Genomic DNA, 26,558 nt, shown 5'->3' on the forward strand with positions numbered 1-26,558 from the left:
AGAACCACCCATGGGGGAACACCAATGAACACGGCTGTACTGACGCGGGCCGGCATCGCGGCGGCGGGGGCCGCACTGCTCGTGGGCGGCCTCACCGGCTGCGGGACCGACAAGGCCGACGGCAGGACGGACGGCAAGGCCGACGGCAAGACGGCGGCGAAGGCCGAGACGCCGGCGGACGCGGTGAAGGCGTCCTACGCGAAGACGGTGGCCGCCAAGTTCGCCAAGTACGAGATGACCATCACCACGGGCAGCGGCAAGGCCGAACAGCTCACGGGCACGAAGGGCTGGTACCCGTCGAGCACCGGCATCGACGACAAGGGCGACGGCGCCAACCAGGTCATGATCGGCGACGTCATCTACACCCACTCGGACAAGCCCCTGGAGGGCAAGTCCTGGATGAAGATGAACCTGAACAAGGGCGGCAAGCCCCGCTCCCGGTTCAACGACGACCCGGCCGACTACCTCGCCGTGCTCCTGGGCCAGCAGAAGCTGACGCTGGTCGGCACCGAGCAGATGGACGGCGGGGAGGCCAAGCACCTCAAGGCCAGCCTCACCAACGCCGACCTGCTCGCGGCGGACGAGTCCACCAAGGTGATGGAGGCGGCGAACCGGCAGTACCTCCACGAGGCGCTGAAGGAGTACGTCACCCTCGACGTGGACCTGTGGATCGGCAAGGACGGCTACCCCGTCCGCGTCGATTCGGCCCAGGGCACCAAGGACGGCACGACGAAGGTCTCGGCGAAGTTCTCCGGCTTCGGCACGACCGCGCCGGTCACCGCGCCGCCCGCGGACCAGGTGGCCGACTTCGACGACGTGATGAAGGGCATCGACGGCAAGCTCAAGGGTGTCGACGACACGCTGAAGGAGGCCGACCAGACCCTGAAGGACGCGGGGCTGGGCGGGCTCGGCGGCTCCTGAGCCACCCCGGGAGCGCCCGGGATTCCCGGGCGCTCCCCGGCGCTCCCCGGCGCTCCCCGGCGTTTCCGAGGCGATTTGCCTCGGGTCGGCCGGTTCACGTACTCTTCCGGAGAAGCCAAAGACCGCTGGTCGTTGTCGTGCCCGTGAGGGTGCGGCGGCCGAAGGATCCGCCAATTGCGGACGTCCTGCGCAGGTGACCTTGGAAAGTTCCCGGAACTCGTTCCGGTTGAGCTACGCCCTGGCGCCTGCGCCGGGGCGTTTCGTATGTCAGCCCCTTCTGAGCGGTCCTCATCACCCGGAAGGAGGCGAACGCACCATGCCGACGCCCAACAAGGCTGCATCGGTAGCCGAGCTCAAGGACGCGTTCCAGAGCTCGAACGCCGCCGTGCTGACCGAGTACCGGGGTCTCACCGTCGCGCAGCTCAAGACGCTGCGTCGCTCTCTCGGTGAGAACGCCCAGTACGCCGTGGTGAAGAACACGCTGACCAAGATTGCGGCCAACCAGGCCGGGATCACCGCGCTGGACGAGCACTTCGCTGGTCCGACCGCGGTCGCCTTCATCACCGGTGACCCGGTGGAGTCGGCGAAGAGCCTGCGTGACTTCGCCAAGGACAACCCGAATCTCATCATCAAGGCGGGTGTCCTTGATGGCAAGGCGCTCACCGCCGATGAGATCAAGAAGCTTGCGGACCTCGAGTCCCGCGAGGTTCTGCTCAGCAAGCTGGCCGGCGCGTTCAAGGGCAAGCAGTCTCAGGCTGCCTCGCTCTTCCAGGCGCTGCCGTCGAAGTTCGTCCGCACCGCGGAAGCGCTTCGCGTCAAGCTCGCCGAGCAGGGCGGTGCCGAGTAATTCGGCTCGCGCACTGATCCACGCCGCCTAGTGCGTGGGTCGTAGCGGGCCGTTACGCCCGCCTCTATATACATCCGGCACCTGCCGAATTAGTGGAAGGATCGCCCATCATGGCGAAGCTCTCTCAGGACGACCTCCTCGCCCAGTTCGAGGAGATGACCCTCATCGAGCTCTCCGAGTTCGTGAAGGCCTTCGAGGAGAAGTTCGACGTCACCGCCGCCGCGGCCGTCGCCGTTGCCGGTCCGGCCGGCACGGGCCCGGTTGCCGAGGCCGAGGAGGAGAAGGACGAGTTCGACGTCATCCTCACCGGTGCGGGCGACAAGAAGATCCAGGTCATCAAGGTCGTGCGCGAGCTGACCTCCCTGGGTCTGAAGGAGGCCAAGGACCTCGTTGACGGCGCCCCGAAGCCCGTCCTCGAGAAGGTTGCCAAGGACGCCGCCGAGAAGGCCGCCGAGGCCCTCAAGGGCGCCGGTGCGGCCGTCGAGGTCAAGTAACACCTCTGAGGCCCTCCTGGGGCCTCAACCAAGGGCGATCACCCGTAAGGGTGGTCGCCCTTTGGCGTACCCGCAGTGCCTGACTTGCCCTGGTCTCGTTGGGGAGTAGGGTGATCATCGTTGCCCCGGAGCCGGGTCCTGAGCTGATCCGCACGGAGCAGGGGGCCTTGACGAACGGCACGCGGCGCGCAATTCTCAGTCCCGTTGTGGGATCGATCGGCTCGGTCCGAGATCCGGGGCACGGATCGACGATCCGAGGCATGGATCGACTACGAAGAGGGCAGTACTGATACGCGCTCTGTGTGCGAGAGCCATGAGGGTCGCGTGTTGGACGCAGGGTTGCAGGGTTGGTTTCAACGACATGGGGAAGGCCTGTTGCCGGTTTCCGGAAACCTGGTCTGGACATCAGTGAGCCAAGTGGCTACACTGACCCTTTGCGCTGCCTGTTAGCTGCCCCCTGCCCGTCGCCAGGGGCATGCCCACGCTCGAGCACACTTGATCGATACGCCCTGACCAGGTCTTTTCGGCCGAATCAGGCGGGACGTCTTCTGTGTCAGCTGGGACCGGTACGCGCGTAGTGAGTCCGAGCCCTCGGAAGGACCCCCTCTTGGCCGCCTCGCGCAACGCCTCGACCAATACGAACACCGGTGCCAGCACCGCCCCGCTGCGCATCTCCTTTGCAAAGATCAAGGAGCCCCTCGAGGTTCCGAACCTCCTGGCGCTGCAGACCGAGAGCTTTGACTGGCTTCTCGGCAATGCCGCCTGGAAGTCTCGCGTCGAGTCGGCGCTTGAGAGTGGACAGGACGTCCCCACCAAGTCCGGTCTGGAAGAGATCTTCGAGGAGATCTCGCCGATCGAGGACTTCTCCGGGTCGATGTCGCTGACCTTCCGCGACCACCGTTTCGAGCCGGCGAAGAACTCCGTCGACGAGTGCAAGGAGCGCGACTTCACGTACGCGGCTCCGCTGTTCGTCACTGCCGAGTTCACGAACAACGAGACCGGAGAGATCAAGTCTCAGACGGTCTTCATGGGCGACTTCCCGCTCATGACCAACAAGGGCACCTTCGTCATCAACGGCACCGAGCGTGTCGTGGTGTCGCAGCTCGTCCGTTCCCCCGGTGTCTACTTCGACTCCTCCATCGACAAGACGTCCGACAAGGACATCTTCTCCGCCAAGATCATCCCGTCCCGGGGTGCCTGGCTGGAGATGGAGATCGACAAGCGCGACATGGTCGGTGTCCGCATCGACCGCAAGCGCAAGCAGTCCGTCACCGTCCTCCTGAAGGCTCTCGGCTGGACCACCGAGCAGATCCTCGAGGAGTTCGGCGAGTACGAGTCCATGCGCGCCACCCTGGAGAAGGACCACACCCAGGGCCAGGACGACGCGCTGCTCGACATCTACCGCAAGCTGCGTCCGGGCGAACCGCCGACCCGCGAGGCCGCTCAGACGCTGCTCGAGAACCTCTACTTCAACCCCAAGCGCTACGACCTCGCCAAGGTCGGCCGCTACAAGGTGAACAAGAAGCTCGGCGCCGACGAGCCGCTGGACGCCGGTGTGCTCACCACCGACGACATCATCGCGACGATCAAGTACCTCGTGAAGCTTCACGCGGGCGAGACCGACACGACCGGTGAGTCGGGCCGTTCGATCGTCGTCGAGACCGACGACATCGACCACTTCGGCAACCGTCGTCTGCGCAACGTCGGCGAGCTCATCCAGAACCAGGTCCGCACGGGTCTGGCTCGTATGGAGCGCGTCGTCCGCGAGCGGATGACCACGCAGGACGTCGAGGCGATCACGCCGCAGACCCTGATCAACATCCGGCCGGTCGTCGCCTCCATCAAGGAGTTCTTCGGCACCAGCCAGCTGTCGCAGTTCATGGACCAGAACAACCCGCTGTCGGGTCTGACGCACAAGCGTCGTCTCTCGGCTCTGGGTCCCGGTGGTCTGTCCCGTGAGCGGGCCGGCTTCGAGGTCCGAGACGTTCACCCGTCGCACTACGGCCGCATGTGCCCGATCGAGACCCCTGAAGGCCCGAACATCGGTCTGATCGGCTCGCTCGCCTCCTACGGCCGCGTCAACGCGTTCGGTTTCGTCGAGACCCCGTACCGCAAGGTCGTCGAGGGCGTCGTCACCGACGAGGTCGACTACCTGACCGCCGACGAGGAAGACCGCTTCGTCATCGCCCAGGCCAACGCCGGCCTGAACGACGAGATGCGCTTCACCGAGAACCGCGTACTGGTCCGCCGTCGTGGCGGCGAGATCGACTACATCGCCGGCGACGACGTCGACTACATGGACGTCTCCCCGCGCCAGATGGTGTCCGTCGCGACCGCGATGATCCCCTTCCTCGAGCACGACGACGCCAACCGCGCCCTCATGGGCGCGAACATGATGCGCCAGGCCGTTCCGCTCATCAAGGCGGAGGCCCCGCTCGTCGGCACCGGCATGGAGTACCGCTGTGCGGTCGACGCCGGCGACTCGATCAAGGCGGAGAAGGACGGTGTCGTCCAAGAGGTCTCGGCCGACTACATCACCGTCGCCAACGACGACGGCACGTACACCACGTACCGCGTCGCCAAGTTCTCCCGCTCGAACCAGGGCACCTCGGTCAACCAGAAGGTCATCGTCAACGAGGGCGACCGGATCGTCGAGGCCCAGGTCCTCGCCGACGGCCCGGCCACCGAAGAGGGCGAAATGGCCCTCGGCAAGAACCTGCTCGTCGCGTTCATGCCGTGGGAAGGCCACAACTACGAGGACGCGATCATCCTGTCGCAGCGCCTCGTACAGGACGACGTCCTCTCCTCGATCCACATCGAGGAGCACGAGGTCGACGCCCGTGACACCAAGCTGGGCCCCGAGGAGATCACCCGGGACATCCCGAACGTCTCCGAGGAGGTCCTCGCCGACCTCGACGAGCGCGGCATCATCCGCATCGGTGCGGACGTCGTCGCCGGCGACATCCTCGTCGGCAAGGTCACGCCCAAGGGTGAGACCGAGCTGACCCCGGAGGAGCGCCTGCTCCGCGCGATCTTCGGTGAGAAGGCTCGCGAGGTGCGCGACACCTCGCTCAAGGTCCCTCACGGTGAGATCGGCAAGGTCATCGGTGTCCGCGTCTTCGACCGCGAGGAGGGCGACGAGCTTCCTCCGGGCGTGAACCAGCTGGTCCGCGTCTACGTCGCCCAGAAGCGCAAGATCACCGACGGTGACAAGCTCGCCGGCCGCCACGGCAACAAGGGTGTCATCTCCAAGATCCTTCCGATCGAGGACATGCCCTTCCTTGAGGACGGCACGCCGGTCGACATCATCCTGAACCCGCTGGGTGTCCCGTCCCGAATGAACCCGGGACAGGTCCTGGAGATCCACCTCGGCTGGCTCGCCAGCCGCGGCTGGGACGTCTCCGGCCTCGGCGAGGAGTGGGCCGAGCGGCTGAAGGTCATCGGCGCCGACCGCGTCGAGCCCGGCACCAACGTCGCCACCCCCGTGTTCGACGGTGCCCGCGAGGACGAGCTCGCCGGCCTCTTCGAGCACACGATCCCGAACCGCGACGGGGACCGCCTGGTCCTCCCGTCCGGCAAGGCGCGCCTGTTCGACGGCCGCTCCGGCGAGCCGTTCCCGGACCCGATCTCGATCGGGTACATGTACATCCTCAAGCTCCACCACCTGGTCGACGACAAGCTCCACGCTCGGTCGACCGGTCCGTACTCGATGATCACGCAGCAGCCGCTGGGTGGTAAGGCGCAGTTCGGTGGCCAGCGCTTCGGTGAGATGGAGGTGTGGGCGCTCGAGGCTTATGGCGCCGCTTACGCCCTCCAGGAGCTGCTGACCATCAAGTCCGACGACGTCACCGGCCGCGTGAAGGTCTACGAGGCCATCGTCAAGGGCGAGAACATCCCCGAGCCGGGCATTCCCGAGTCCTTCAAGGTGCTCATCAAGGAAATGCAGTCGCTCTGCCTCAACGTGGAGGTGCTGTCCTCGGACGGCATGTCCATCGAGATGCGCGACACCGACGAGGACGTCTTCCGCGCGGCGGAGGAGCTCGGTATCGACCTGTCCCGGCGCGAGCCGAGCAGCGTCGAAGAGGTCTGACGGGCCTGACGGGGGGCTCGCTCAAGAGCCCCCCGTCATCCCCGGGACCGTTCAGACCATGATTGAGACTCGACCCCGAAAGAGGGATTGACGCACAGTGCTCGACGTCAACTTCTTCGACGAGCTGCGGATCGGCCTTGCCACCGCGGACGACATCCGAACCTGGTCGCACGGCGAGGTCAAGAAGCCGGAGACCATCAACTACCGCACCCTCAAGCCCGAGAAGGACGGACTCTTCTGCGAGAAGATCTTCGGTCCGACCCGGGACTGGGAGTGCTACTGCGGCAAGTACAAGCGTGTCCGCTTCAAGGGCATCATCTGTGAGCGCTGTGGCGTCGAGGTCACGCGCGCCAAGGTGCGTCGTGAGCGGATGGGCCACATCGAGCTTGCCGCTCCCGTCACCCACATCTGGTACTTCAAGGGCGTCCCGTCGCGCCTCGGCTACCTGCTGGACCTCGCGCCGAAGGACCTCGAGAAGGTCATCTACTTCGCCGCGTACATGATCACGTTCGTGGACGACGAGCGCCGCACCCGCGACCTCCCGTCGCTGGAGGCCCACGTCTCCGTCGAGCGCCAGCAGATCGAGAACCGCCGTGACGCGGACCTCGAAGGCCGTGCCAAGAAGCTCGAGACCGACCTGGCCGAGCTCGAGGCCGAGGGCGCCAAGGCCGACGTGCGCCGCAAGGTGCGCGAGGGTGCCGAGCGCGAGATGAAGCAGCTCCGTGACCGCGCCCAGCGCGAGATCGACCGCCTCGACGAGGTGTGGGCGCGCTTCAAGAACCTCAAGGTCCAGGACCTTGAGGGCGACGAGCTGCTCTACCGCGAGCTGCGCGACCGCTTCGGCACGTACTTCGACGGTTGCATGGGTGCCGCGGCGCTGCAGAAGCGCCTGGAGTCCTTCGACCTCGACGAAGAGGCCGAGCGCCTCCGCGAGATCATCCGTACCGGCAAGGGCCAGAAGAAGACCCGAGCGCTCAAGCGCCTCAAGGTCGTCTCCGCGTTCCTGCAGACCAGCAACAAGCCCAAGGGCATGGTTCTGGACTGCGTGCCGGTGATCCCGCCGGACCTCCGTCCGATGGTGCAGCTGGACGGTGGCCGCTTCGCGACCTCCGACCTGAACGACCTGTACCGCCGCGTGATCAACCGCAACAACCGTCTGAAGCGTCTCCTCGACCTCGGTGCCCCCGAGATCATCGTGAACAACGAGAAGCGCATGCTTCAGGAGGCCGTGGACGCCCTGTTCGACAACGGTCGTCGTGGCCGCCCCGTCACGGGCCCCGGCAACCGTCCGCTGAAGTCCCTGAGCGACATGCTCAAGGGCAAGCAGGGTCGATTCCGTCAGAACCTTCTCGGCAAGCGCGTGGACTACTCCGCGCGTTCCGTGATCGTCGTCGGTCCGCAGCTGAAGCTGCACCAGTGTGGTCTGCCCAAGGCCATGGCGCTGGAGCTCTTCAAGCCGTTCGTGATGAAGCGCCTGGTCGACCTGAACCACGCGCAGAACATCAAGTCGGCGAAGCGCATGGTCGAGCGCGGCCGCACGGTCGTGTACGACGTGCTCGAAGAGGTCATCGCCGAGCACCCGGTTCTGCTGAACCGTGCGCCCACGCTGCACCGCCTCGGCATCCAGGCCTTCGAGCCCCAGCTGGTCGAAGGCAAGGCCATCCAGATCCACCCGCTCGTCTGCACCGCGTTCAACGCGGACTTCGACGGTGACCAGATGGCCGTGCACCTGCCGCTCTCCGCGGAGGCGCAGGCCGAGGCCCGCATCCTGATGCTGTCCTCGAACAACATCCTGAAGCCCGCCGACGGCCGTCCGGTCACGATGCCGACCCAGGACATGGTCCTCGGTCTGTTCTTCCTGACCACCGACGGTGAACTCCGTGACACCAAGGGCGAGGGCCGCGCGTTCGGCTCCACGGCCGAGGCGATCATGGCGTTCGACGCCGGCGAGCTCGCGCTGCAGTCGTCCGTCGACATCCGCTTCCCGGTGGGCACCATCCCGCCGCGCGGCTGGGCGGCGCCGGTAGCCGAAGAGGGCGAGCAGGAGTTCCAGCCGGGCGACAGCTTCCGTCTGAAGACCTCGCTGGGCCGTGCGCTCTTCAACGAGCTGCTGCCCGAGGACTACCCGTTCGTCGACTACTCGGTGGGCAAGAAGCAGCTCTCCGAGATCGTCAACGACCTGGCGGAGCGCTACCCCAAGGTCATCGTGGCGGCGACGCTCGACAACCTGAAGGCGGCCGGCTTCCACTGGGCGACCCGTTCGGGCGTCACCGTGGCCATCTCCGACGTCGTCGTGCCCGAGGCCAAGAAGGCCATCGTCGCGGGCTACGAGGCGATGGACGAGAAGGTCCAGAAGCAGTACGAGCGCGGTCTGATCACCAAGGACGAGCGCACGCAGGAGCTCATCGCGATCTGGACCAAGGCGACCAACGAGGTTGCCGAGGCGATGAACGCGAACTTCCCCAAGACGAACCCCATCTTCATGATGGTTGACTCGGGTGCCCGAGGAAACATGATGCAGATGCGACAGATCGCCGGTATGCGTGGTCTGGTGTCGAACGCGAAGAACGAGACCATCCCGCGTCCGATCAAGGCGTCCTTCCGTGAGGGCCTCACCGTTCTGGAGTACTTCATCTCCACGCACGGTGCCCGTAAGGGTCTGGCGGACACCGCCCTGCGTACCGCCGACTCGGGTTACCTGACCCGTCGTCTGGTGGACGTCTCGCAGGACGTGATCATCCGCGAGGAGGACTGCGGCACCGAGCGCGGCCTGAAGCTGAAGATCGCCGTTCGCGGCGAGGACGGCGTGCTGCGCAAGGCCGACGACGTCGAGACGTCCGTCTACGCCCGCATGCTGGCCGAGGACGTCGTCATCGACGGCAAGGTCATCGCGCCGGCCAACGTCGACCTCGGTGACGTCCTGATCGACGCCCTGGTCGCCAACGGCGTCGAGGAGGTCAAGACCCGCTCGGTCCTGACCTGTGAGTCCGCGGTCGGCACCTGTGCCTTCTGCTACGGACGCTCGCTCGCCACCGGCAAGCTGGTCGACATCGGTGAGGCGGTCGGCATCATCGCCGCCCAGTCCATCGGTGAGCCCGGTACCCAGCTGACGATGCGTACCTTCCACACCGGTGGTGTGGCCGGTGACGACATCACGCAGGGTCTGCCGCGTGTCGTCGAGCTCTTCGAGGCCCGTACCCCGAAGGGTGTCGCCCCGATCTCCGAGGCCGCCGGCCGCGTGCGGATCGAGGAGACCGAGAAGACGAAGAAGATCGTCATCACGCCCGACGACGGCAGCGACGAGACGGCGTTCCCGATCTCGAAGCGCGCCAAGGTCATCGTGCACGAGGGCGACCACGTCGAGGTGGGCCAGAAGCTCACCGCGGGTGCCACCAACCCGCACGACGTGCTGCGCATCCTCGGCCAGCGTGCCGTCCAGGTCCACCTGGTCGGCGAAGTCCAGAAGGTCTACAACTCGCAGGGCGTGTCGATCCACGACAAGCACATCGAGATCATCATCCGGCAGATGCTCCGCCGCGTGACGATCATCGAGTCCGGCGACGCGGAGCTCCTGCCGGGCGAGCTCGTCGAGCGCTCGAAGTTCGAGACCGAGAACCGTCGTGTGGTCACCGAGGGCGGTCACCCCGCCTCCGGCCGTCCGCAGCTGATGGGTATCACCAAGGCCTCGCTGGCGACGGAATCCTGGCTGTCGGCCGCCTCCTTCCAGGAGACGACCCGAGTCCTGACGGATGCGGCGATCAACGCCAAGTCCGACAGCCTCATCGGCCTCAAGGAGAACGTCATCATCGGTAAGCTCATCCCGGCCGGTACGGGCCTCGCCCGCTACCGCAACATCCGGGTCGAGCCCACCGAGGAAGCGAAGGCCGCGATGTACTCGGCCGTCGGCTACGACGACATCGACTACTCGCCCTTCGGCACCGGCTCCGGCCAGGCTGTCCCGCTGGAGGACTACGACTACGGCCCGTACAACGGCTGAGTCACGCAGAGTACGTAACCGCAGGGCGGTCACCCGAGAGGGTGGCCGCCCTGCGGCGCGTTGTGGATCGGATGCGTCAGCGCGGGGGCTGTAGGTACGGCTGGAGGTGGTGCAGCCGGGTCCTGTGGTCGGGGTGCGTGGAGAGCAGCCGGGACAGGGGGCCGGGCTCGGTGAACGGCTTCCCCGTCCGGGCGAGGACCGCCTGCTTCTCCTGCTCCTCCTGGACCATCACCCCGTGCAGCATCTGCGCGAGCATCGGTGCGAAGCCGAGGGCGGCGGCGTGCCCGTCGGCGCGCAGCTCGGCCCGCCGGCCCACCGCCGCCATCAGGTAGGGCATCACGAGCAGCAGCAGCGGGATCCCGTAGGTGGCGGTGATCGTCAGGAGGGTGAAAAGACCGACGAAGATGATCATCAGTCCTGCGGCGACGTACGAGAAGAAGCTCGTGAACCGGATGACGAAGAAGGTCACGGCCCGGACGACCTGCCAGGCGAACCGCCCGGGCAGGGCGTACCACCAGCCCAGCAGCCCGGACCACGCGTGGCCGCCGGTGTGGTGGCCCAGTTCGTGGGCGAGCACGGCGGCGAGCTGGGACCTGGGCAGCTTTTCCAGGGCGTACCGGGTGACGCCGACGATGTGGCCTGCGGCCGCGTAGGCGTTCAGGTGGTCGGTGTCCTCGATCCACAGCTCGTAGCGGTCGCCGTCGACTCCGGCGCGGGCCGTGACCTCGCGCCACACCGGGGCGAGCGCGGCGAGCTCGTGGGCGAGCGGGCGCTGGAGGCGCAGCAGGTGGCGGGCGAAGAAGCCCTCGCTGGGGCGGTGGAACACGAGGGCCCCGGAGGCGATCCAGAGCAGCGTGGGCACCCAGTAGGGCAGGCCGGACACGGCCTCCAGGAGGGTGGCGAGCAGCAGGACCACCATCAGGCTCATCAGGAACCCGGGGACGTGCAGGGCGAGCTGGCCGAAGGCAGTGGCGTCCGCGCTGCGCTGGTAGGCCTTGCGGTGGACGCGGGTGCCGGGGGCGTTCTGGTATTCCAGGTCGTCCAGCGGGGCCGCCGGGGCGGGTAACGGGACTGCGGGGGCGGGCCGGTACGGGGGGTACGCGGGCTGCTGGGCTTGCTGGGGTTGCGGGTACTGCGGGTACTGGGGATAGGCGGGCTGCGGGTACGAGGGTGCCTGGGGCTGAGCCGGTTGGGGCTGCTGGGGGTACGCGGGCGCCTGGGGCTGCTGCTGCGGGTGGGCCGGGGGAGGCGGCGGGCTCTGCGGGTACTGCGGGCCCTGGGGGTACTGCGGGTACTGGGGTTCGGGTGGCTGGTTCACGGTGGATCCTTCGTCGTGTCTGGCGGGGACGTCAGCCGATGAGCAGGGCGGCGGGGAGCAGCACCGTGGCGGTGCAGAAGGCGAACAGGCCGGCCCTGATCCACTGGTGCTTGCGGGCGGCGATCCGGCTGTTCTCCGCGAGAGCCGCTCTGAGCGAGGCGGCGGGGTCGCGGTCGGTGTCGGCGAGGGCCTCGGCGAGGCGGCCCTGGCGGACCGCCGAGCGGATGTCGCCGAAGTACGAGAGCGGGGAGCCCGGCCGCCAATCGGCCGGGCGGTACCGGGGGAGCACCGCCAGCAGCAGGGCGAGCAGGGCCACGGCGAGGGCTGCTGTCCCCGTCCACCACACGGCCGTACCGGGTGCGGAGAGCGTGCCCGGCCGCCACCCCTTGCCGGCGAGCAGGGCGCTGATCACTCCGGCGGTCATGCCGAGGGCGCCGACCAGTACCGAGGCCTTGCTGTCGGCCCGTGCTATCTCGCCGCGCAGGTCGGCGAGGAGCCGGGTGGCGGCCTCGCCGCCTGCCGGTGCCGGTGCCGCAGGCGCGGGCTGGGGCTGGGGCTGGGGCTGGGCCGCGGTCACGGGTGCGGCTTCCCGTCGTCGGCCGGGTCCTGCGGCTGCGGCCGTGCCTGGGGCTGGGCCGCGGGCCCGGTCTGCGGTTCGGCCGCGAGGCCGGCCGTGGGTTCGGCTGCGGGTTCGGCCGTGGGTTCGGCCGGGGCCGGCGGCCGTACGGGAGCGGTCCCGTACCCGGGCGGGGGCTCCCACTGGGCGAAGGTCGGGGCCGGCCCGTACGGCGCGGTCGGCACGGGCGGCTGCGCGGGCGGCTGCGCGGGCGGTGCCGGGAGCCGGCCCGGATACGGCGGGGCCGGGTCGTGGGGGACACCGGGGAGGCGCTGGTTCAGGATGTCGTTCATGGCCCGCAGCGCCAGCTGCTTGGGTCCCTGTAACTCGTGCCGCTCGGCCCCGCCGTCGCCGAGCACCTGGCTGACCAGGCTCATCTGGTCCCGGATCATCTGGAGCTGGTCCTCACGCATGGTCCGCATGACGAGGGCCGAGTCCTCGGGGTGCTGGGCCAGGTGGAGGGCCCAGGCGTGCACCCCGCCCTGCTCCAGGTGCCACTGGTAGAAGGCGATCTTCTCGGCCTCGACCCGCTGCAGCTCCGCCTGCTGGCGACTCAGCTCCAGGCGCTGCTGGTGCTCCCACTGCTGCTGCCGCAGGACCAGCTCGTGCTGCCGGTCGCCGTAGGCCAGCGCCCGCTCCGTGGTGAGCGCGTCCTGCTGCCGGGCCCGCTGGTCGAGCTGGGCGTCGTAGCGCATGCCGAGCTGTTCCGTGAGGATCTGCTCGTCGGTGCCGTGGTGGATGGCCTGCATGCGCAGCTGGTGGTCGATGTTCTCCTGGTCGCGCCGCAGCCGCACGGTCCACGTGGTCTGGAGACCGCACGCGCGCCCGAGCGGGCCGGCCGCGGGCAGCGCGCGCAGCAGTTCCCCCTCGGCGTCGGCGCTCCGGGCGATGGAGAAGCGCCGCGCGACCGGCCGTGCGGCCTGCTCCAGCTCGCCGAGCAGCAGCCGGGGCACGTCGCGGTGACGGCTCTCCACGAACCGGGCCGGGTCGGTCACCTGCCAGCTGATCTCCACGACCACGACGAACTGGAACGCGTCGTTATCGCTGGGGATCTCGATCTCCGACCGGAAGTGGTGGACCCCGGTGTCCACCTCGTAGACCGCCGTGTAGCCGCGGGTGGAGCCGGGCCGCTGCGGCGGCAGGAAGGCGACGTACCCGCCCTTGGCGGTCGCGAAGACCAGGGCGTGGTCGATGCGGGTCTGCAGCTTGCGGAACACCTCGAACCGCGCGAGCTGCTGGACGGTGATCACCGGGTCGATCAGCTGGGTGTGCCGGTCGGCCGGCTGCTCCCAGTCGGGGTGGCGGCGGGGATCGGACATCGTGCGGCTTCTCCTCGGATCAGGTTCGGTGGGTCGTCAGTACGGTCAGCAGGCGCTCCGCGGCGGCGGGGACCGCCCCGTGGCCCCCGAAGCGCAGGAGGTGGAGCAGCCGGTCGCGCTCGTTGGCGCCTGTGACCAGGGCGGGCAGCAGGGCGGCGAGCGCCCATTCGGTGTCGTGGTCGTGGTCCGCGGCCACGACCCAGTCGTGCAGCAGGTCGAGGGCGTCCTGGTTCTGGAGGCGGTCGAGGGCGGCCCGCCACAGCTCGGCGATCCCGCGGGCGGACGGCGGCCGCTCGGTGGCGGCCCTGGCATACCAGGCGAGGACCAGCGGGCGGCCGTACGACTCGTCGTCCTCGGTGTGCCGGCAGGCGCGCAGGAAGCCGTCGATCGCGAGGTCGACGGCGGCCCGGTCGTCGTCGCGCGTGCGCAGCACCTCGGCGAGGACCTCGTCGCGCGCGTCGGAGAGGAGCAGCAGTTCGACGGACTGGGCGAGTTCGATCAGCATCGCCGCGTCGTTCCCGTCGCGCCGGACGGCCACGCGCAGGGCTTCGACGGTCTCGACGGGCCGCTCCTCGCCGATCAGCCCGTGGACGCGGATCGCGGCCCAGCGCAGGCGGGCGTGGGCGTCCTCGTCGGCGCACCAGCGGTCGATGATCCGCGGGATGTTCGGGGTACCGATGACGTGGGCGAGCGCGAGGGCGTTGACGGCGCCGATCCGCAGCCACGGTCGGTCGGAGCGGGCCCATTCCTCGATGACCAGGGCCATCGCGGAGGGCAGGTCGTGGAGGGCCAGTACGGCGACGGTGGACGCGGCCCGGGTTCGTACGAAGGACCGCCCGTCGGCGGCGAGCAGCCGCAGCCAGCCGACCAGGGCGGGGCGGGCGGACGGGTGACCGGTCCACACCTCGCGGAGCAGGACCGCCGCGAGCCGGTCGTCCTCGAAGGCGGCCATCGACTGGGTGACCGGGCCCCACTCGGTCTGCTCCTCCTTCGGGTAGCGGATGGCCCGGGCCAGCTGGAGGCGTTTGGCGGGGTTGGTGCCGAAGACGGGGACGGCGGGCGGCAGAGCCGGGTCCTCGGTGCGCTGGAGGAGACCGAACAGCAGGTCGCTGAGTTCGGCGGTGAGGGCGTACGGCCCTTTGTGGAAGGCGGCGAGGGCGACGAGGAAGGCCTTCTCCCGCAGGTGCAGCGTCCCGTCCGCGTCCTCGAACCACTCCTGGATCTGCTGTTCCAGGGCGCCCTGGGAGAAGGCCTCGATCTCCGACGCGTCGCTCCCGTGGCGGGAGTGGCGTCCCAGTACGTCGGCGAAGCGCGCGGCCTCGCGGAGCTGGTGGTGGCCGGCGAGGAAGTCGGTGACGGCGGGCAGTGCGAGCAGCCGCTGCAATTCGCCCTCGTCGTCGACCTGGGCGCGCAGCGAGGAGCGCAGGACGGCCGCGGCGCCCGGCGGCCGCCACGCGCGGCCGGAGACGCCCTCCAGGTGGGTGTGCGGACCGGCGGTGATCACCAGGAAGCCGTCGTCGCCGAGCTTGTCCCGGGCCGCCAGCAGGTGCGTGTCGCGCAGCGGCTGGTTCCGGGTGGTGATCGGGTCGCACAGGACGTACCCGCGCGCCTCTCCGGCGGCGAGCCGCTCGGCCAGGTCCTCGGGGGAGGTGCTGCGGTCCAGCGAGCGGATCGAAGGGGTCCCCAGGTGCCGCAGCAGCAGGAGGGCGGCGGTGCGCCGGCCCGTGGAACGGGGGCCGGTGAGTACCAGGACGCGCTGCTTGCGGAGTTGCTCCAGCAGGTCCCCGAAGTTGCTGCCGTCCTCGGTGAACACCCTGGCGAGGCGTGCGACCTCGGCTCTCGGGACCTCACCGGAGGTGTGTGCGGGGCCGCCGACCGTCACGTGGTTCACGGTGACGCCGCCGTGGAAGGTGCCGCCGCTGATGCCCTGGTTGACGCCGCCGAAGACCCCGCCGCCGACGCCGCCGCGCATGGCGTCGGGGATGTCGCGGAGGAGGTCGCGCCGGGCGTCGTAGGCGCTCTGGGGCTGCGCCTCCTCCGCGGCAGCCGGCTCGGCCGGGGTCTGCTCCGGGTCGGGGCCCTCGGCCGGTAAGGGGGCGTCCGCAGCCGGGGTGCTCATCGGGGGTCACCGCCGCCCAGCCGGATGTCGCCGTGGAAGGTGCCGCCGGCGATGCCGTGGTTGACGCCGCCGAACACCCCGCCGCTGATCTGGTTCGCCGGCCCGGGCGCCGGGGCGGTCCCGTTCGCGGTCCCCGTCCCCGTCCCCGTCCCGGCGCCGGAGTCCCCCTCAGGCTCCGGCGCCGGGCCCCCCTTCGGCAGTGGTCCGTACAGCCACGCGCCCAGCGGGCCGTTCTTGCTGGGCATGGTGACCGAGGTGAATCCGTCGGCCGGGATTCCGGTGTGGCCGTGCCGCACGATGCCTTCGTACACCGGCTCCGAGACGCAGAGCGCGTAGTCGTCCGCGCGCTCGCGCAGGGCCTGCTTCAGGGGTTCGCCGTCCAGCAGCCGGCAGGCGTGGTTGAGGTCCGTGCCCACCCAGCCGTCGAACTCGTCGACGGCGACGTACCCGGTCGCGAGCACGGCCCGCAGCCGGATCTGCGCCGAGCTGGCCGCCAGCCGGTTCACGGCGCGCAGCTGGGCGGGGACCTCGGTCAGCAGGGCGCGCAGGAGCGTGGTCAGCGGCGCGCTCGGATCGATCAGCTCCATGATCGAGTCGCCGCGGTCGGCGCGCATCCGTAACGTCCGGTCGATCCCGGCGGCCAGCAGGGTCCGGTCGACCACGCCGTAGAGCATGCGGCGGAGGAAGGCCTGCTGGACGTCGTCGCGGTCGCTGTAGCGCTCGGTGTCGACCAGGAGGATGGTGCGGGGGAGTGGGTCGTTCATGATCGCCTCTCGTGGTGGATCCCGGTGGATCCCTGCTGTGACAAGAGAGTGGGGCAGGCGGGCGCCCCGCCGTGAGGGCGGATGACGCACCCGGAGTGTGACGCCGTGCACTGAAGGCGCCGCCGGTCCGGAGGTGGCGGCTACGCCGGCGGCTGGGAGCGGGCGATCCTGCGAAGGACGTCCGGCCGTACGATCACCAGCGCGCGCCGTCCGGTGACCACGACGCCGCGCTCGCGGAGCTCCTTGAGCTCCCGCTGGACCATCTCGCGGGAGGCCCCGACGGCTCCGGCGAGCTCTTCCTTGGTGAGCGGGACGGTCAGCTCGACACCCGCGGGGGTGGAGCGGCCGTGCATCCCGGACAGGTCCAGGAGCAGGACGGCGAGGCGCTCGCGCACGCTCAGCGACGCGAACTCCAGGCGGCGCCGGTCGGCGGCGCGGGTGCGGTCCGAGGTGAGGGCGAGCAGCTGGAGGGCGGCCGCGGGGGAAGCCGCGAGGAACGCGCGGAACGCCTGGTGGTCGACGGCCACGGCCCGGACCGGCTCCAGCGCGGTCACGGTGGCGGAGCGGACGCGGCCGGTGAGGGCGGCGGACTCGCCGAGGATGTCGCCGGGCCCGCGCAGGGCGAGCAGCGCCTGGTAGCCGTTGGGGGCGGCGGCGGTCACCTTGGTCCAGCCGTGCAGGACCAGCAGGATGTGCGCCGAGGGTTCGTTCTGGTGGATCAGACGGTCGCGCGGCGCGAAGGCCAGCTCACGGCCGAGCGCGCGTAACGCCGTACCGTCCTCGTTCTCCAGCCGGGCCAGGAAGGGGACCCGGTCGTCCAGCCCTCCGTCGCCCGGGACGCTCTCCACAGCCATGCGGCCCCCGCCCCGATCGGTCAGGGCGGTCAATGTACTGACCGCGGGCCCTTCGCAGATCCGGAACCACCCGATTGGGACCCGACGATCACGGACAGTGCCCGGTCAGGCGCCCGCGCCCGCGCCCGTGCCCGTGCCTGTGCCCGCGTCCGGGCGCCGGCGGCGGCGCAGGCCCGCCACCGTGACCGCGGTGAGGGTCAGCAGGGCGAGGGCGGCGGCGGCCAGGCCCGGGCGGAGGCCCTTCGGGGTGAAGGTGCAGGAGAGCTTGTCGGTGCCTGCGGGGATGTCCGTGGCCACCAGGCCGTGGAAGTTCCTCACCGGGGCCGTGCACTGCCAGCCCGGGACGTCGGTCATGGCGAAGACGGCCGTGCCCGTGGCGCCCTTCGGGAGGGTGGCCTCGATGGAGTGGCCGCCGGCGGTGACGCGGGTGGCGCCGGTGGACTTCAGGGAGGTGATCGCCGTGTCCAGGGCGGCGCGGTCCAGGCAGCCGACGGGGTGCTCGCCCGCCGTCGCGCCCTCGGTCCGCGTACGGACCGCGACCGCGACCTCGCCGTCCGCGGGGACCTTGCCCAGGCTGATCACGCCCGTCATCCGGTCTTCGAGGGGCTTCTGCGCGCCGCCGGTGGTGAGGGTGCCGTAGAGCTCGGGGGAGAACCAGTACGCCTCGGAGCCCGGGGTGCACTGGGCGGCGTACGTCTGCTCGGTGGCGGTGCCCCCGCGGGTGACCTGCGGGACCTGGTAGACGGTGGCTCCGAGGAGGTTCTCCTGGCGGGCGTAGACGCTGTCCGCCGGGTGGGGGGAGGCGTAGGACCCGGTACGGACGGTGACCAGCGGGGGAGCGGGGAACTTCTCGTGCGTCCAGGTGTGCGGAGCGGCCCCCGGGCGGACCCGGGCGCCGATCGAGAAGATCGCGTCGAGCACCGGGTTGTCGGCGCCGAAGAAGGTCCGGCCGTCGTTCTTGAACCCGTAGCCGAGGGGCTCCAGGGCCTGGTACGTGGCCTCCGGCAGGTAGCTGCTGTAGTACTGCGGGCCCTCGGCGCGCAGGGCCAGGGCGTCGTTGTACGAGCTCTGCGGCGCGCCCGAGTCGGTCCGGTACGCGGGCCAGCCGTCCACCTGCCGGACGGCATCGAAGTGCGCGTTGATCGAACCGTTCGAGGTGGCGACCGGCTTCGCCCAGCGCTCCCGGCTGCGGCGGGCGTCCGCACTGGCGGCCGCCACCGTGGATTCCGCGAAGACCACGCCGACCATGAGGACGGCGGCCACCGGGATCAGGTACCGCCGCTTCTCGCCCAGCGCCAGGATGACCAGGGCCAGCAGCGAGACGCCCCCGCCCACCAGCACCGCCGGCCAGGTCCAGCCGCCGAAGTCGTCGGCGCGGCGCAGTACGAAGGTGGCCGCCACCAGCAGGGCGGCCGTCAGCGCCAGGTGCAGCGGGCGCGGGCGGTGGGCCAGGGCCAGCCAGGCCAGGACTACCACCATGCCGCTGAAGACGAAGGCCTCGCGGTACGGGTTGCCGTTCGGCACCGCCAGCCCGTGCCACACGTACTGGGTCGGCGGGAACTGGAACGAGGCGACGACGAGCAGCGTCGCCGCCGCCCACACCAGGCGGGTCCGGCGGGCGATGGCGGCGTTGAAGAGGAACGATCCGGCGAGGATCAGGCCCAGCGAGGCCACGTACAGCCGCGGCCGGCCGCCCCACAGGTGCGTGGCCGGGAGCATCCCGGCCAGGAAGAGCTCGATCCGTACGGGCTCGAAGGCCCCGGCCTGGGTGGGCTGGGCGGAGCCGCTGGAGAGGAACGAGGGCAGCAGGAGCGGGAGCGTCAGCAGGATGCCCGTACCGGCGGCCGTCGAGGCCCGCCACAGGGCGCGCAGCCGCTGCCGGCCGGTCATGTCCCGGGTGATCAGGCGGATGGCGAGCAGCACGCACGCGGCCATCGTGGCCATCATCGCGGTGTAGAAGTTGCCGAACCAGGCGAGCGCGACGAACAGCGCCACCCCCGGCCAGCGGCGCTCCTCCAGGCACCACTCGACCGCGATGCCGAGCAGCGGCAGCGCGACCAGGCCCCACAGCCACATCGGGATGTACGAGGCGTCGCTGAGCGCCCAGCCGCAGAGCCCGTAGCAGGCGCCGAGCACCCCGCGCTGCCACCACGGGCCGGGGTGCAGCTTGCCGAGGTAGACCGTCATGACGGCGGCGGCGGTGCCCATCGTGACCGGGGTGATCGCGAAGACGGCGAGGTCGACGTGGGCGCGCGGGACCAGGACGGCCAGCCAGGAGAACGGGTTGCCGAGGTACGTGTAGTAGTCGGACAGGAACTGCTGGCCGAAGCCGCCGCGCCAGGTGAAGAGCACGTCGCCGGCGGCCTGCCCGTGGACCAGGTCCCACAGCGCGCGGTGGAACGGCACGTACTGGTTGGCCTGGTCGTTGATGGCCCGGCCGGTGTTGCCGAAGGGGAAGGTGCCGCGGGCGACCCAGGCCGAGCAGAACGCGGCCGAGGTGATCAGGAACGCCAGCAGGGGCCCGTACGGGCGGGCGCGCAGGCGGTCGGGCAGGCGGCCGAGCCGCGGGTGCCGGCGGCGGGGCGAGGGGAGGACCGGACCGTCCGTCGCCGTCGTCTCCGAGGTGACCGTCCGCAATGTCCCGCTCCCTGCATGCTCGTGACTGCCCGTGCCGAGTTCGGGGTGGATCAGCTGAATCGGCTGGATCAAGTGAATCGCTGGGGCAGTTTAGTTCTCGCGGGCGGCCGCCCCGTCCGCCTCCGCTTAGCACGCCTTTACCACATGCGCGAGTCGGCAGCGCCACACCCGGGTCTCGCCCAAGCGGCACATGACCGGCGGCGATGTCGCACTTGTCCCGCGCGGGGCTTTGTTTTGACCGGATGGGATGCGGTAGGTACGCTCAGACCTTGTGCCTGGGGTGTGCCTGGGCTCCCGTGCGTGTCCATCAACCGCATGAGAGCCGGATCAGCCACCGCGATCCATGCGTTTCCGTGCTTGCGCGGAGCTCCGCCGGATCCGACACACCCGACCGCGTGGGTCGGCAAAGTTCCAGGTTAGCTTCACTACACGGCACACAGAAACCGGAGAAGTAGTGCCTACGATCCAGCAGCTGGTCCGTAAGGGCCGGCAGGACAAGGTCGAGAAGACGAAGACGCCCGCGCTTGAGGCTTCGCCCCAGCGCCGTGGCGTCTGCACGCGTGTGTTCACGACCACCCCGAAGAAGCCGAACTCGGCGCTCCGTAAGGTCGCGCGTGTGCGTCTGACCTCCGGCATCGAGGTCACCGCTTACATTCCGGGTGAGGGACACAACCTGCAGGAGCACTCGATCGTGCTCGTGCGTGGTGGCCGTGTGAAGGACCTGCCGGGTGTTCGTTACAAGATCATCCGCGGTGCGCTTGACACCCAGGCTGTCAAGAACCGCAAGCAGGCCCGCAGCCGCTACGGCGCCAAGAAGGAGAAGTAAGAATGCCTCGTAAGGGCCCCGCCCCGAAGCGCCCGGTCATCATCGACCCGGTCTACGCATCTCCTCTGGTGACGTCGCTCATCAACAAGATCCTCCTGAACGGCAAGCGCTCCACCGCCGAGCGCATCGTTTACGGCGCCATGGAAGGCCTCCGCGAGAAGACCGGCAACGACCCGGTCATCACGCTGAAGCGCGCGCTGGAGAACGTCAAGCCGTCCCTCGAGGTCAAGTCCCGCCGTGTCGGTGGCGCGACCTACCAGGTTCCCGTCGAGGTCAAGCCGGGTCGTCAGTCGACCCTGGCTCTCCGCTGGCTCGTGGGTTACTCCCGCGCCCGCCGCGAGAAGACCATGACCGAGCGCCTGATGAACGAGCTTCTCGACGCCTCGAACGGCCTCGGTGCGGCCGTCAAGAAGCGCGAGGACACGCACAAGATGGCCGAGTCCAACAAGGCCTTCGCGCACTACCGCTGGTAGTCCCAACCCACATCGAGACCGAGAGAAGACTGAGCCGATATGGCTACCACTTCGCTTGACCTGGCCAAGGTGCGCAACATCGGCATCATGGCCCACATCGACGCGGGCAAGACGACCACCACCGAGCGCATCCTGTTCTACACCGGTGTGTCTTACAAGATCGGTGAAGTCCACGATGGCGCTGCCACGATGGACTGGATGGAGCAGGAGCAGGAGCGCGGCATCACGATCACGTCCGCCGCGACGACCTGCCACTGGCCGCTCGAGGACGTCGACCACACCATCAACATCATCGACACCCCGGGTCACGTTGACTTCACCGTCGAGGTGGAGCGTTCGCTCCGCGTCCTCGACGGCGCCGTCACCGTGTTCGACGGTGTCGCCGGTGTGGAGCCGCAGTCCGAGACCGTTTGGCGTCAGGCGGACCGCTACGGCGTCCCGCGTATCTGCTTCGTCAACAAGCTCGACCGTACCGGCGCCGAGTTCCACCGCTGCGTCGACATGATCAAGGACCGCCTCGGTGCGGTTCCGATCGTCATGCAGCTCCCCATCGGTGCCGAGGCCGACTTCCAGGGTGTCGTCGACCTCGTCACGATGAAGGCGTTCGTCTGGTCCGCCGAGGCGACCAAGGGCGAGATGTACGACATCGTCGACATCCCGGCCACGCACGCCGAGGCCGCTGAAGAGTGGCGCGGCAAGCTGGTCGAGACCGTCGCCGAGAACGACGACGAGATCATGGAGCTGTTCCTGGAGGGCAACGAGCCCTCCGTCGAGCAGCTGCACGCCGCCGTCCGTCGCATCATCCTCGGCTCCGGCAAGGGCAAGGGCGAGCCCACGATCACCGCGGTGTTCTGTGGCACGGCGTTCAAGAACAAGGGCGTTCAGCCCCTGCTCGACGCCGTCGTCCGCTACCTGCCGTCGCCGCTGGACATCGAGGCCATCGAGGGCCACGACGTCCGCGACGCCGAGGTGGTCGTGAAGCGCAAGCCGTCCGACGAGGAGCCCCTCGCGGCGCTGGCGTTCAAGATCATGAGCGACCCGCACCTCGGCAAGCTCACCTTCGTCCGGGTTTACTCGGGCCGCCTGGAGGCCGGCACCTCGGTGCTGAACTCCGTCAAGGGCAAGAAGGAGCGCATCGGCAAGATCTACCGCATGCACGCCAACAAGCGTGAAGAGATCGACGCGGTGGGCGCCGGTGACATCGTCGCCGTCATGGGCCTGAAGCAGACCACCACCGGTGAGACGCTGTGTGACGACAAGCAGCCCGTGATCCTGGAGTCCATGGACTTCCCGGCTCCGGTCATCCAGGTCGCCATCGAGCCCAAGTCCAAGGGTGACCAGGAGAAGCTGGGTGTCGCCATCCAGCGCCTGGCGGAGGAGGACCCCTCCTTCCACGTTCACTCGGACGAGGAGACGGGCCAGACCATCCTCGGCGGTATGGGCGAGCTGCACCTTGAGGTGCTGGTCGACCGTATGAAGCGCGAGTTCAAGGTCGAGGCCAACGTCGGCAAGCCGCAGGTCGCGTACCGCGAGACGATCCGTGGGACCGTTGAGCGTCACGACTACACCCACAAGAAGCAGACCGGTGGTACCGGTCAGTTCGCCAAGGTGCAGATCGCGATCGAGCCGATCACGGACGCCGATGGTCCGGCGTACGAGTTCGTGAACAAGGTCACCGGTGGCCGCGTGCCGAAGGAGTACATCCCTTCGGTCGACGCCGGTGCGCAGGAGGCCATGCAGTTCGGCATCCTGGCCGGCTACGAGATGACGGGCGTCCGCGTCACGCTTCTCGACGGTGGCTACCACGAGGTCGACTCCTCCGAGCTCGCGTTCAAGATCGCCGGTTCGCAGGCCTTCAAGGAGGCCGCGCGCAAGGCGTCCCCCGTGCTCATGGAGCCGATGATGGCCGTAGAGGTCACCACGCCCGAGGACTACATGGGTGACGTCATCGGCGACATCAACTCCCGCCGTGGCCAGATCCAGGCCATGGAGGAGCGTCACGGCGCTCGCGTCGTGAAGGGCCTCGTGCCGCTTTCGGAGATGTTCGGCTACGTCGGCGACCTCCGCAGCAAGACCTCGGGTCGCGCCAGCTACTCGATGCAGTTCGACTCCTACGCCGAGGTTCCCCGGAACGTCGCCGAGGAGATCATCGCGAAGGCCAAGGGCGAGTAACTCTTCCGAGTACACGCTTTAGGCTTGTCACCGGCAGCCTCTGGGGCAACAGGAGTCACTCCCGTTGCCCCGGGGACCGGCCGGCTTTCCAGCAAAGATCACCTGGCGCCGATCTGTAAGGCGTACAGAACCACTCTCCAGGAGGACCCCCGTGGCGAAGGCGAAGTTCGAGCGGACTAAGCCGCACGTCAACATCGGCACCATCGGTCACATTGACCACGGTAAGACGACCCTCACGGCCGCCATTACCAAGGTGCTGCACGACGCGTACCCGGACCTGAACGAGGCCTCGGCCTTCGACCAGATCGACAAGGCTCCTGAGGAGCGCCAGCGCGGTATCACCATCTCCATCGCGCACGTCGAGTACCAGACCGAGGCGCGTCACTACGCCCACGTCGACTGCCCGGGTCACGCGGACTACATCAAGAACATGATCACCGGTGCCGCGCAGATGGACGGCGCGATCCTCGTGGTCGCCGCCACCGACGGCCCGATGCCGCAGACCAAGGAGCACGTGCTCCTGGCCCGCCAGGTCGGCGTCCCCTACATCGTCGTCGCCCTGAACAAGGCCGACATGGTGGACGACGAGGAGATCCTGGAGCTCGTCGAGCTCGAGGTCCGTGAGCTGCTCTCCGAGTACGAGTTCCCGGGCGACGACCTTCCGGTCGTCCGCGTCTCCGCGCTGAAGGCCCTTGAGGGCGACAAGGAGTGGGGCGAGAAGCTTCTCGGCCTCATGTCCGCCGTCGACGAGGCCATCCCGACCCCGCCGCGTGACACCGAGAAGCCGTTCCTCATGCCCGTCGAGGACGTCTTCACGATCACCGGTCGCGGTACCGTCGTCACCGGCCGTATCGAGCGTGGTGTCCTGAAGGTCAACGAGACCGTCGACATCATCGGTATCAAGGAGACCAAGACCACCACCACGGTCACCGGTATCGAGATGTTCCGCAAGCTGCTCGACGAGGGCCAGGCGGGCGAGAACGTCGGTCTGCTCCTCCGTGGCATCAAGCGCGAGGACGTCGAGCGCGGCCAGGTCATCATCAAGCCCGGTTCGGTCACGCCGCACACCGAGTTCGAGGCCCAGGCCTACATCCTGTCGAAGGACGAGGGTGGCCGTCACACCCCGTTCTTCAACAACTACCGCCCGCAGTTCTACTTCCGTACCACGGACGTCACGGGTGTCGTCACCCTGCCGGCCGGCACGGAGATGGTCATGCCGGGCGACAACACCGAGATGACGGTCGCGCTGATCCAGCCGGTCGCCATGGAGGAGGGCCTGAAGTTCGCCATCCGTGAGGGTGGTCGTACGGTCGGCGCCGGCCAGGTCATCAAGATCACGAAGTAATTCGTGCTCTGACCTGGTAGCTCGCGCGAGCGGGCACCATGTTTGACAGAAGGGCCCCTTCCCCACCGCCTCGGCGGCGGGGAAGGGGCCCTTCGTCGTACGGGTTACGGCATACGGGCCACGTCGTACGGGTCACGGCTCACGGTGTACGGCTCACGGCGTACGCGAGAGGGCCGCACCCCCGATCACGGGGTGCGGCCCTCTCGCGTGGTCCTGCGGGGGAGCCGTCAGCCGGTCACGCGCAGGGACTCGGTGAACTCCTTGCAGGCGGCGTAGTCAGGCAGCAGGCCCGACTCGATCGCCTCGGCCAGCGTCGGCGCGGCCTCGTCGCGGGCGGACAGCAGCGGCACGTCGGCCGGCCACTCGATGCCCAGGTCCGCGTCGAGCGGGTGAACCGAGTGCTCGCCGGTCGGGTTGTACGTCTCCGAGCAGAGGTACGAAAGCGTGGCGTCGTCGCTCAGCGCGCAGAACCCGTGGCCCAGGCCCTCCGGGATGTAGACCGCGCGGCGGTCCACGTCGTCCAGCCGGACACCCTCCCAGCGGCCGAACGTCGGGGAACCGACCCGCAGGTCCACGATGACGTCGAGCACGGCGCCGCGCACGCAGGTCACGTACTTGGCCTGGCCGCGCGGCACGTCGGCGAAGTGGATGCCGCGGACCACGCCGCGCGAGGACACCGACAGGTTCGCCTGCGCCAGGTTCAGCGGGTGCCCGACGACCTCGGACAGCTTGTCGAAGCGGTACCACTCGGTGAACAGGCCGCGCGGGTCGCCGTGCAGCTGCGGGGTGATCTCGTACGCGCCCTCTATCGAGAGCTGGCGGAACTTCACCGGGAGGACTCCTCTTCCAGCAGGCCGATCAGGTAGTCGCCGTAACCGCTCTTGAGCAGCGGCTGGGCCAGTTCGCGCAGCTGCGCGGAGTCGATCAGGCCGGCCCGCCAGGCCGCCTCCTCGATGCAGCCGATCTTGAAGCCCTGGCGCTCCTCGATCACGCGGACGAACTCCGAGGCCTGGACCATGGAGACGAAGGTCCCGGTGTCCAGCCAGGCGGTACCGCGGTCGAGGATGGTGACATTCAGCTCACCGGCCTGGAGGTACGCGTCGTTGACCGCGGTGATCTCCAGTTCGCCGCGCGCGCTGGGCTTCAGGTTGCGGGCTATCTCGACGACGCGGTTGTCGTAGAAGTACAGACCCGGCACCGCGTAGCGGGACTTGGGCTTGACCGGCTTCTCCTCGATGGAGATGGCCTGGCCGTTCTCGTCGAACTCGACCACGCCGTACGCGGTCGGGTCGGCCACCGGGTACGCGAAGACGCGGCCGCCCTTGGATTCGGTGTGCTCCGCCAGGCGCGTGCCGAGGCCGCTGCCGTGGAAGATGTTGTCGCCGAGGATCAGGGCGACGGACTCGTCGCCGATGAAGTCGGCGCCGAGCACGAACGCCTGGGCGATGCCCTCGGGGCGCTCCTGGACCGCGTACTCCAGCCGGATGCCGAACTGGGAGCCGTCGCCGAGCAGTCGCTCGAACTGCGCACGGTCCTCCGGCGTGGTGATGACGAGAATCTCGCTGATTCCGGCCATGACCAGGGTGGAGAGCGGGTAGTAGATCATCGGCTTGTCGAAGACGGGGAGCAGCTGCTTCGAGACTGCCCGGGTCAGCGGCCAGAGTCGGGATCCGGTGCCACCGGCCAAGAGAATTCCACGCATGGGCCCAACCCTATGCGAGAGCGCGGGGGGGCGCGGCGGTCCGGTCCGGGTGGGTGGTGTACGA

General features: G+C 69.0%; 18 protein-coding genes. 9 read left to right on the forward strand and 9 right to left on the reverse strand.

Features of this window, described 5'->3' with window-relative positions; all coding sequences use genetic code 11:
* Positions 1–24: 24 nt before the first annotated feature.
* The 5 genes from ADK52_RS01415 to ADK52_RS01435 all read left to right on the forward strand — a co-directional run bounded on the left by ADK52_RS01415 (position 25) and on the right by ADK52_RS01435 (position 10,349).
* On the forward strand, positions 25–921 hold the full coding sequence (locus tag ADK52_RS01415) for a hypothetical protein (protein ID WP_053687957.1): 897 nt from the start codon (positions 25–27) through the stop codon (positions 919–921).
* A 316-nt stretch (positions 922–1,237) separates the two neighbouring features.
* The gene (rplJ, locus tag ADK52_RS01420; RefSeq protein WP_030008449.1) at positions 1,238–1,768 is read left to right on the forward strand and encodes a 50S ribosomal protein L10; all 531 of its coding nucleotides are present in this window, start codon (positions 1,238–1,240) and stop codon (positions 1,766–1,768) included.
* A gap of 110 nt (positions 1,769–1,878) precedes the next feature.
* Positions 1,879–2,262 (forward strand): 50S ribosomal protein L7/L12, encoded by a 384-nt coding sequence (rplL, locus tag ADK52_RS01425; protein ID WP_053687958.1) that lies wholly within the window; start codon positions 1,879–1,881, stop codon positions 2,260–2,262.
* Between the two features lie 607 nt (positions 2,263–2,869).
* A complete protein-coding gene (gene rpoB, locus ADK52_RS01430; protein ID WP_030870161.1) occupies positions 2,870–6,352 on the forward strand; it encodes a DNA-directed RNA polymerase subunit beta in 3,483 nt (1,160 codons plus the stop codon).
* 97 nt (positions 6,353–6,449) lie between these two features.
* Positions 6,450–10,349, forward strand: a complete 3,900-nt coding sequence (locus tag ADK52_RS01435; protein ID WP_053687959.1) for a DNA-directed RNA polymerase subunit beta' — start codon at positions 6,450–6,452, stop codon at positions 10,347–10,349.
* A gap of 76 nt (positions 10,350–10,425) precedes the next feature.
* Here the strand turns inward: ADK52_RS01435 and ADK52_RS01440 are convergent, their stop codons facing one another.
* The 7 genes from ADK52_RS01440 to ADK52_RS01470 form a co-directional block, all read right to left on the reverse strand.
* On the reverse strand, positions 10,426–11,667 hold the full coding sequence (locus ADK52_RS01440; RefSeq protein ID WP_063783745.1) for a M48 family metalloprotease: 1,242 nt from the start codon (positions 11,665–11,667) through the stop codon (positions 10,426–10,428).
* A 31-nt stretch (positions 11,668–11,698) separates the two neighbouring features.
* Positions 11,699–12,244, reverse strand: coding sequence for a Pycsar system effector family protein (locus ADK52_RS01445; protein WP_053687960.1), 546 nt, complete (start codon positions 12,242–12,244; stop codon positions 11,699–11,701).
* The gene (locus ADK52_RS01450; RefSeq protein ID WP_053687961.1) at positions 12,241–13,602 is read right to left on the reverse strand and encodes a hypothetical protein; all 1,362 of its coding nucleotides are present in this window, start codon (positions 13,600–13,602) and stop codon (positions 12,241–12,243) included. Before ADK52_RS01450 ends, ADK52_RS01445 begins: the two co-directional genes overlap by 4 nt.
* A 19-nt stretch (positions 13,603–13,621) precedes the next feature.
* Positions 13,622–15,721 carry a hypothetical protein gene (locus ADK52_RS01455; RefSeq protein WP_053687962.1) on the reverse strand — a complete coding sequence of 700 codons (2,100 nt, stop codon included), beginning with the start codon at positions 15,719–15,721 and terminating at the stop codon, positions 13,622–13,624.
* The gene (locus ADK52_RS01460) at positions 15,718–16,485 is read right to left on the reverse strand and encodes a hypothetical protein (RefSeq protein ID WP_053687963.1); all 768 of its coding nucleotides are present in this window, start codon (positions 16,483–16,485) and stop codon (positions 15,718–15,720) included. The genes ADK52_RS01455 and ADK52_RS01460 overlap by 4 nt, the downstream gene beginning before the upstream one ends.
* A 140-nt stretch (positions 16,486–16,625) precedes the next feature.
* Positions 16,626–17,339, reverse strand: coding sequence for a Crp/Fnr family transcriptional regulator (locus tag ADK52_RS01465; RefSeq protein WP_053688016.1), 714 nt, complete (start codon positions 17,337–17,339; stop codon positions 16,626–16,628).
* Positions 17,340–17,444: 105 nt separating this feature from the next.
* The gene (locus tag ADK52_RS01470; protein ID WP_107089939.1) at positions 17,445–19,976 is read right to left on the reverse strand and encodes a YfhO family protein; all 2,532 of its coding nucleotides are present in this window, start codon (positions 19,974–19,976) and stop codon (positions 17,445–17,447) included.
* Positions 19,977–20,430: 454 nt separating this feature from the next.
* Between ADK52_RS01470 and rpsL the strand changes: the two genes are divergently transcribed.
* The 4 genes from rpsL to tuf all read left to right on the forward strand — a co-directional run bounded on the left by rpsL (position 20,431) and on the right by tuf (position 24,792).
* A complete protein-coding gene (gene rpsL, locus ADK52_RS01475) occupies positions 20,431–20,802 on the forward strand; it encodes a 30S ribosomal protein S12 (protein ID WP_007265893.1) in 372 nt (123 codons plus the stop codon).
* Positions 20,803–20,804: 2 nt separating this feature from the next.
* Entirely contained in the window at positions 20,805–21,275 is a 471-nt protein-coding gene (rpsG, locus tag ADK52_RS01480) for a 30S ribosomal protein S7 (protein ID WP_007265894.1), read from the forward strand.
* Positions 21,276–21,314: 39 nt separating this feature from the next.
* Positions 21,315–23,447 carry an elongation factor G gene (gene fusA / locus ADK52_RS01485; protein ID WP_053687965.1) on the forward strand — a complete coding sequence of 711 codons (2,133 nt, stop codon included), beginning with the start codon at positions 21,315–21,317 and terminating at the stop codon, positions 23,445–23,447.
* A 151-nt stretch (positions 23,448–23,598) separates the two neighbouring features.
* Positions 23,599–24,792: an elongation factor Tu gene (tuf, locus tag ADK52_RS01490; RefSeq protein WP_053687966.1), complete on the forward strand. Its 1,194-nt coding sequence runs from the start codon at positions 23,599–23,601 to the stop codon at positions 24,790–24,792.
* A 227-nt stretch (positions 24,793–25,019) separates the two neighbouring features.
* On the opposite strand, the gene rfbC is transcribed toward tuf, so the two are convergent.
* Positions 25,020–25,622, reverse strand: coding sequence for a dTDP-4-dehydrorhamnose 3,5-epimerase (gene rfbC / locus ADK52_RS01495; protein WP_030873558.1), 603 nt, complete (start codon positions 25,620–25,622; stop codon positions 25,020–25,022).
* Complete coding sequence (gene rfbA / locus ADK52_RS01500) at positions 25,619–26,494, reverse strand: glucose-1-phosphate thymidylyltransferase RfbA (protein WP_053687967.1); 876 nt, start codon at positions 26,492–26,494, stop codon at positions 25,619–25,621. Before rfbA ends, rfbC begins: the two co-directional genes overlap by 4 nt.
* Between the last annotated feature and the right edge of the window lie 64 nt (positions 26,495–26,558).

Source organism: Streptomyces sp. WM6372 (assembly GCF_001279655.1).
GTDB lineage: Bacteria > Actinomycetota > Actinomycetes > Streptomycetales > Streptomycetaceae > Streptomyces.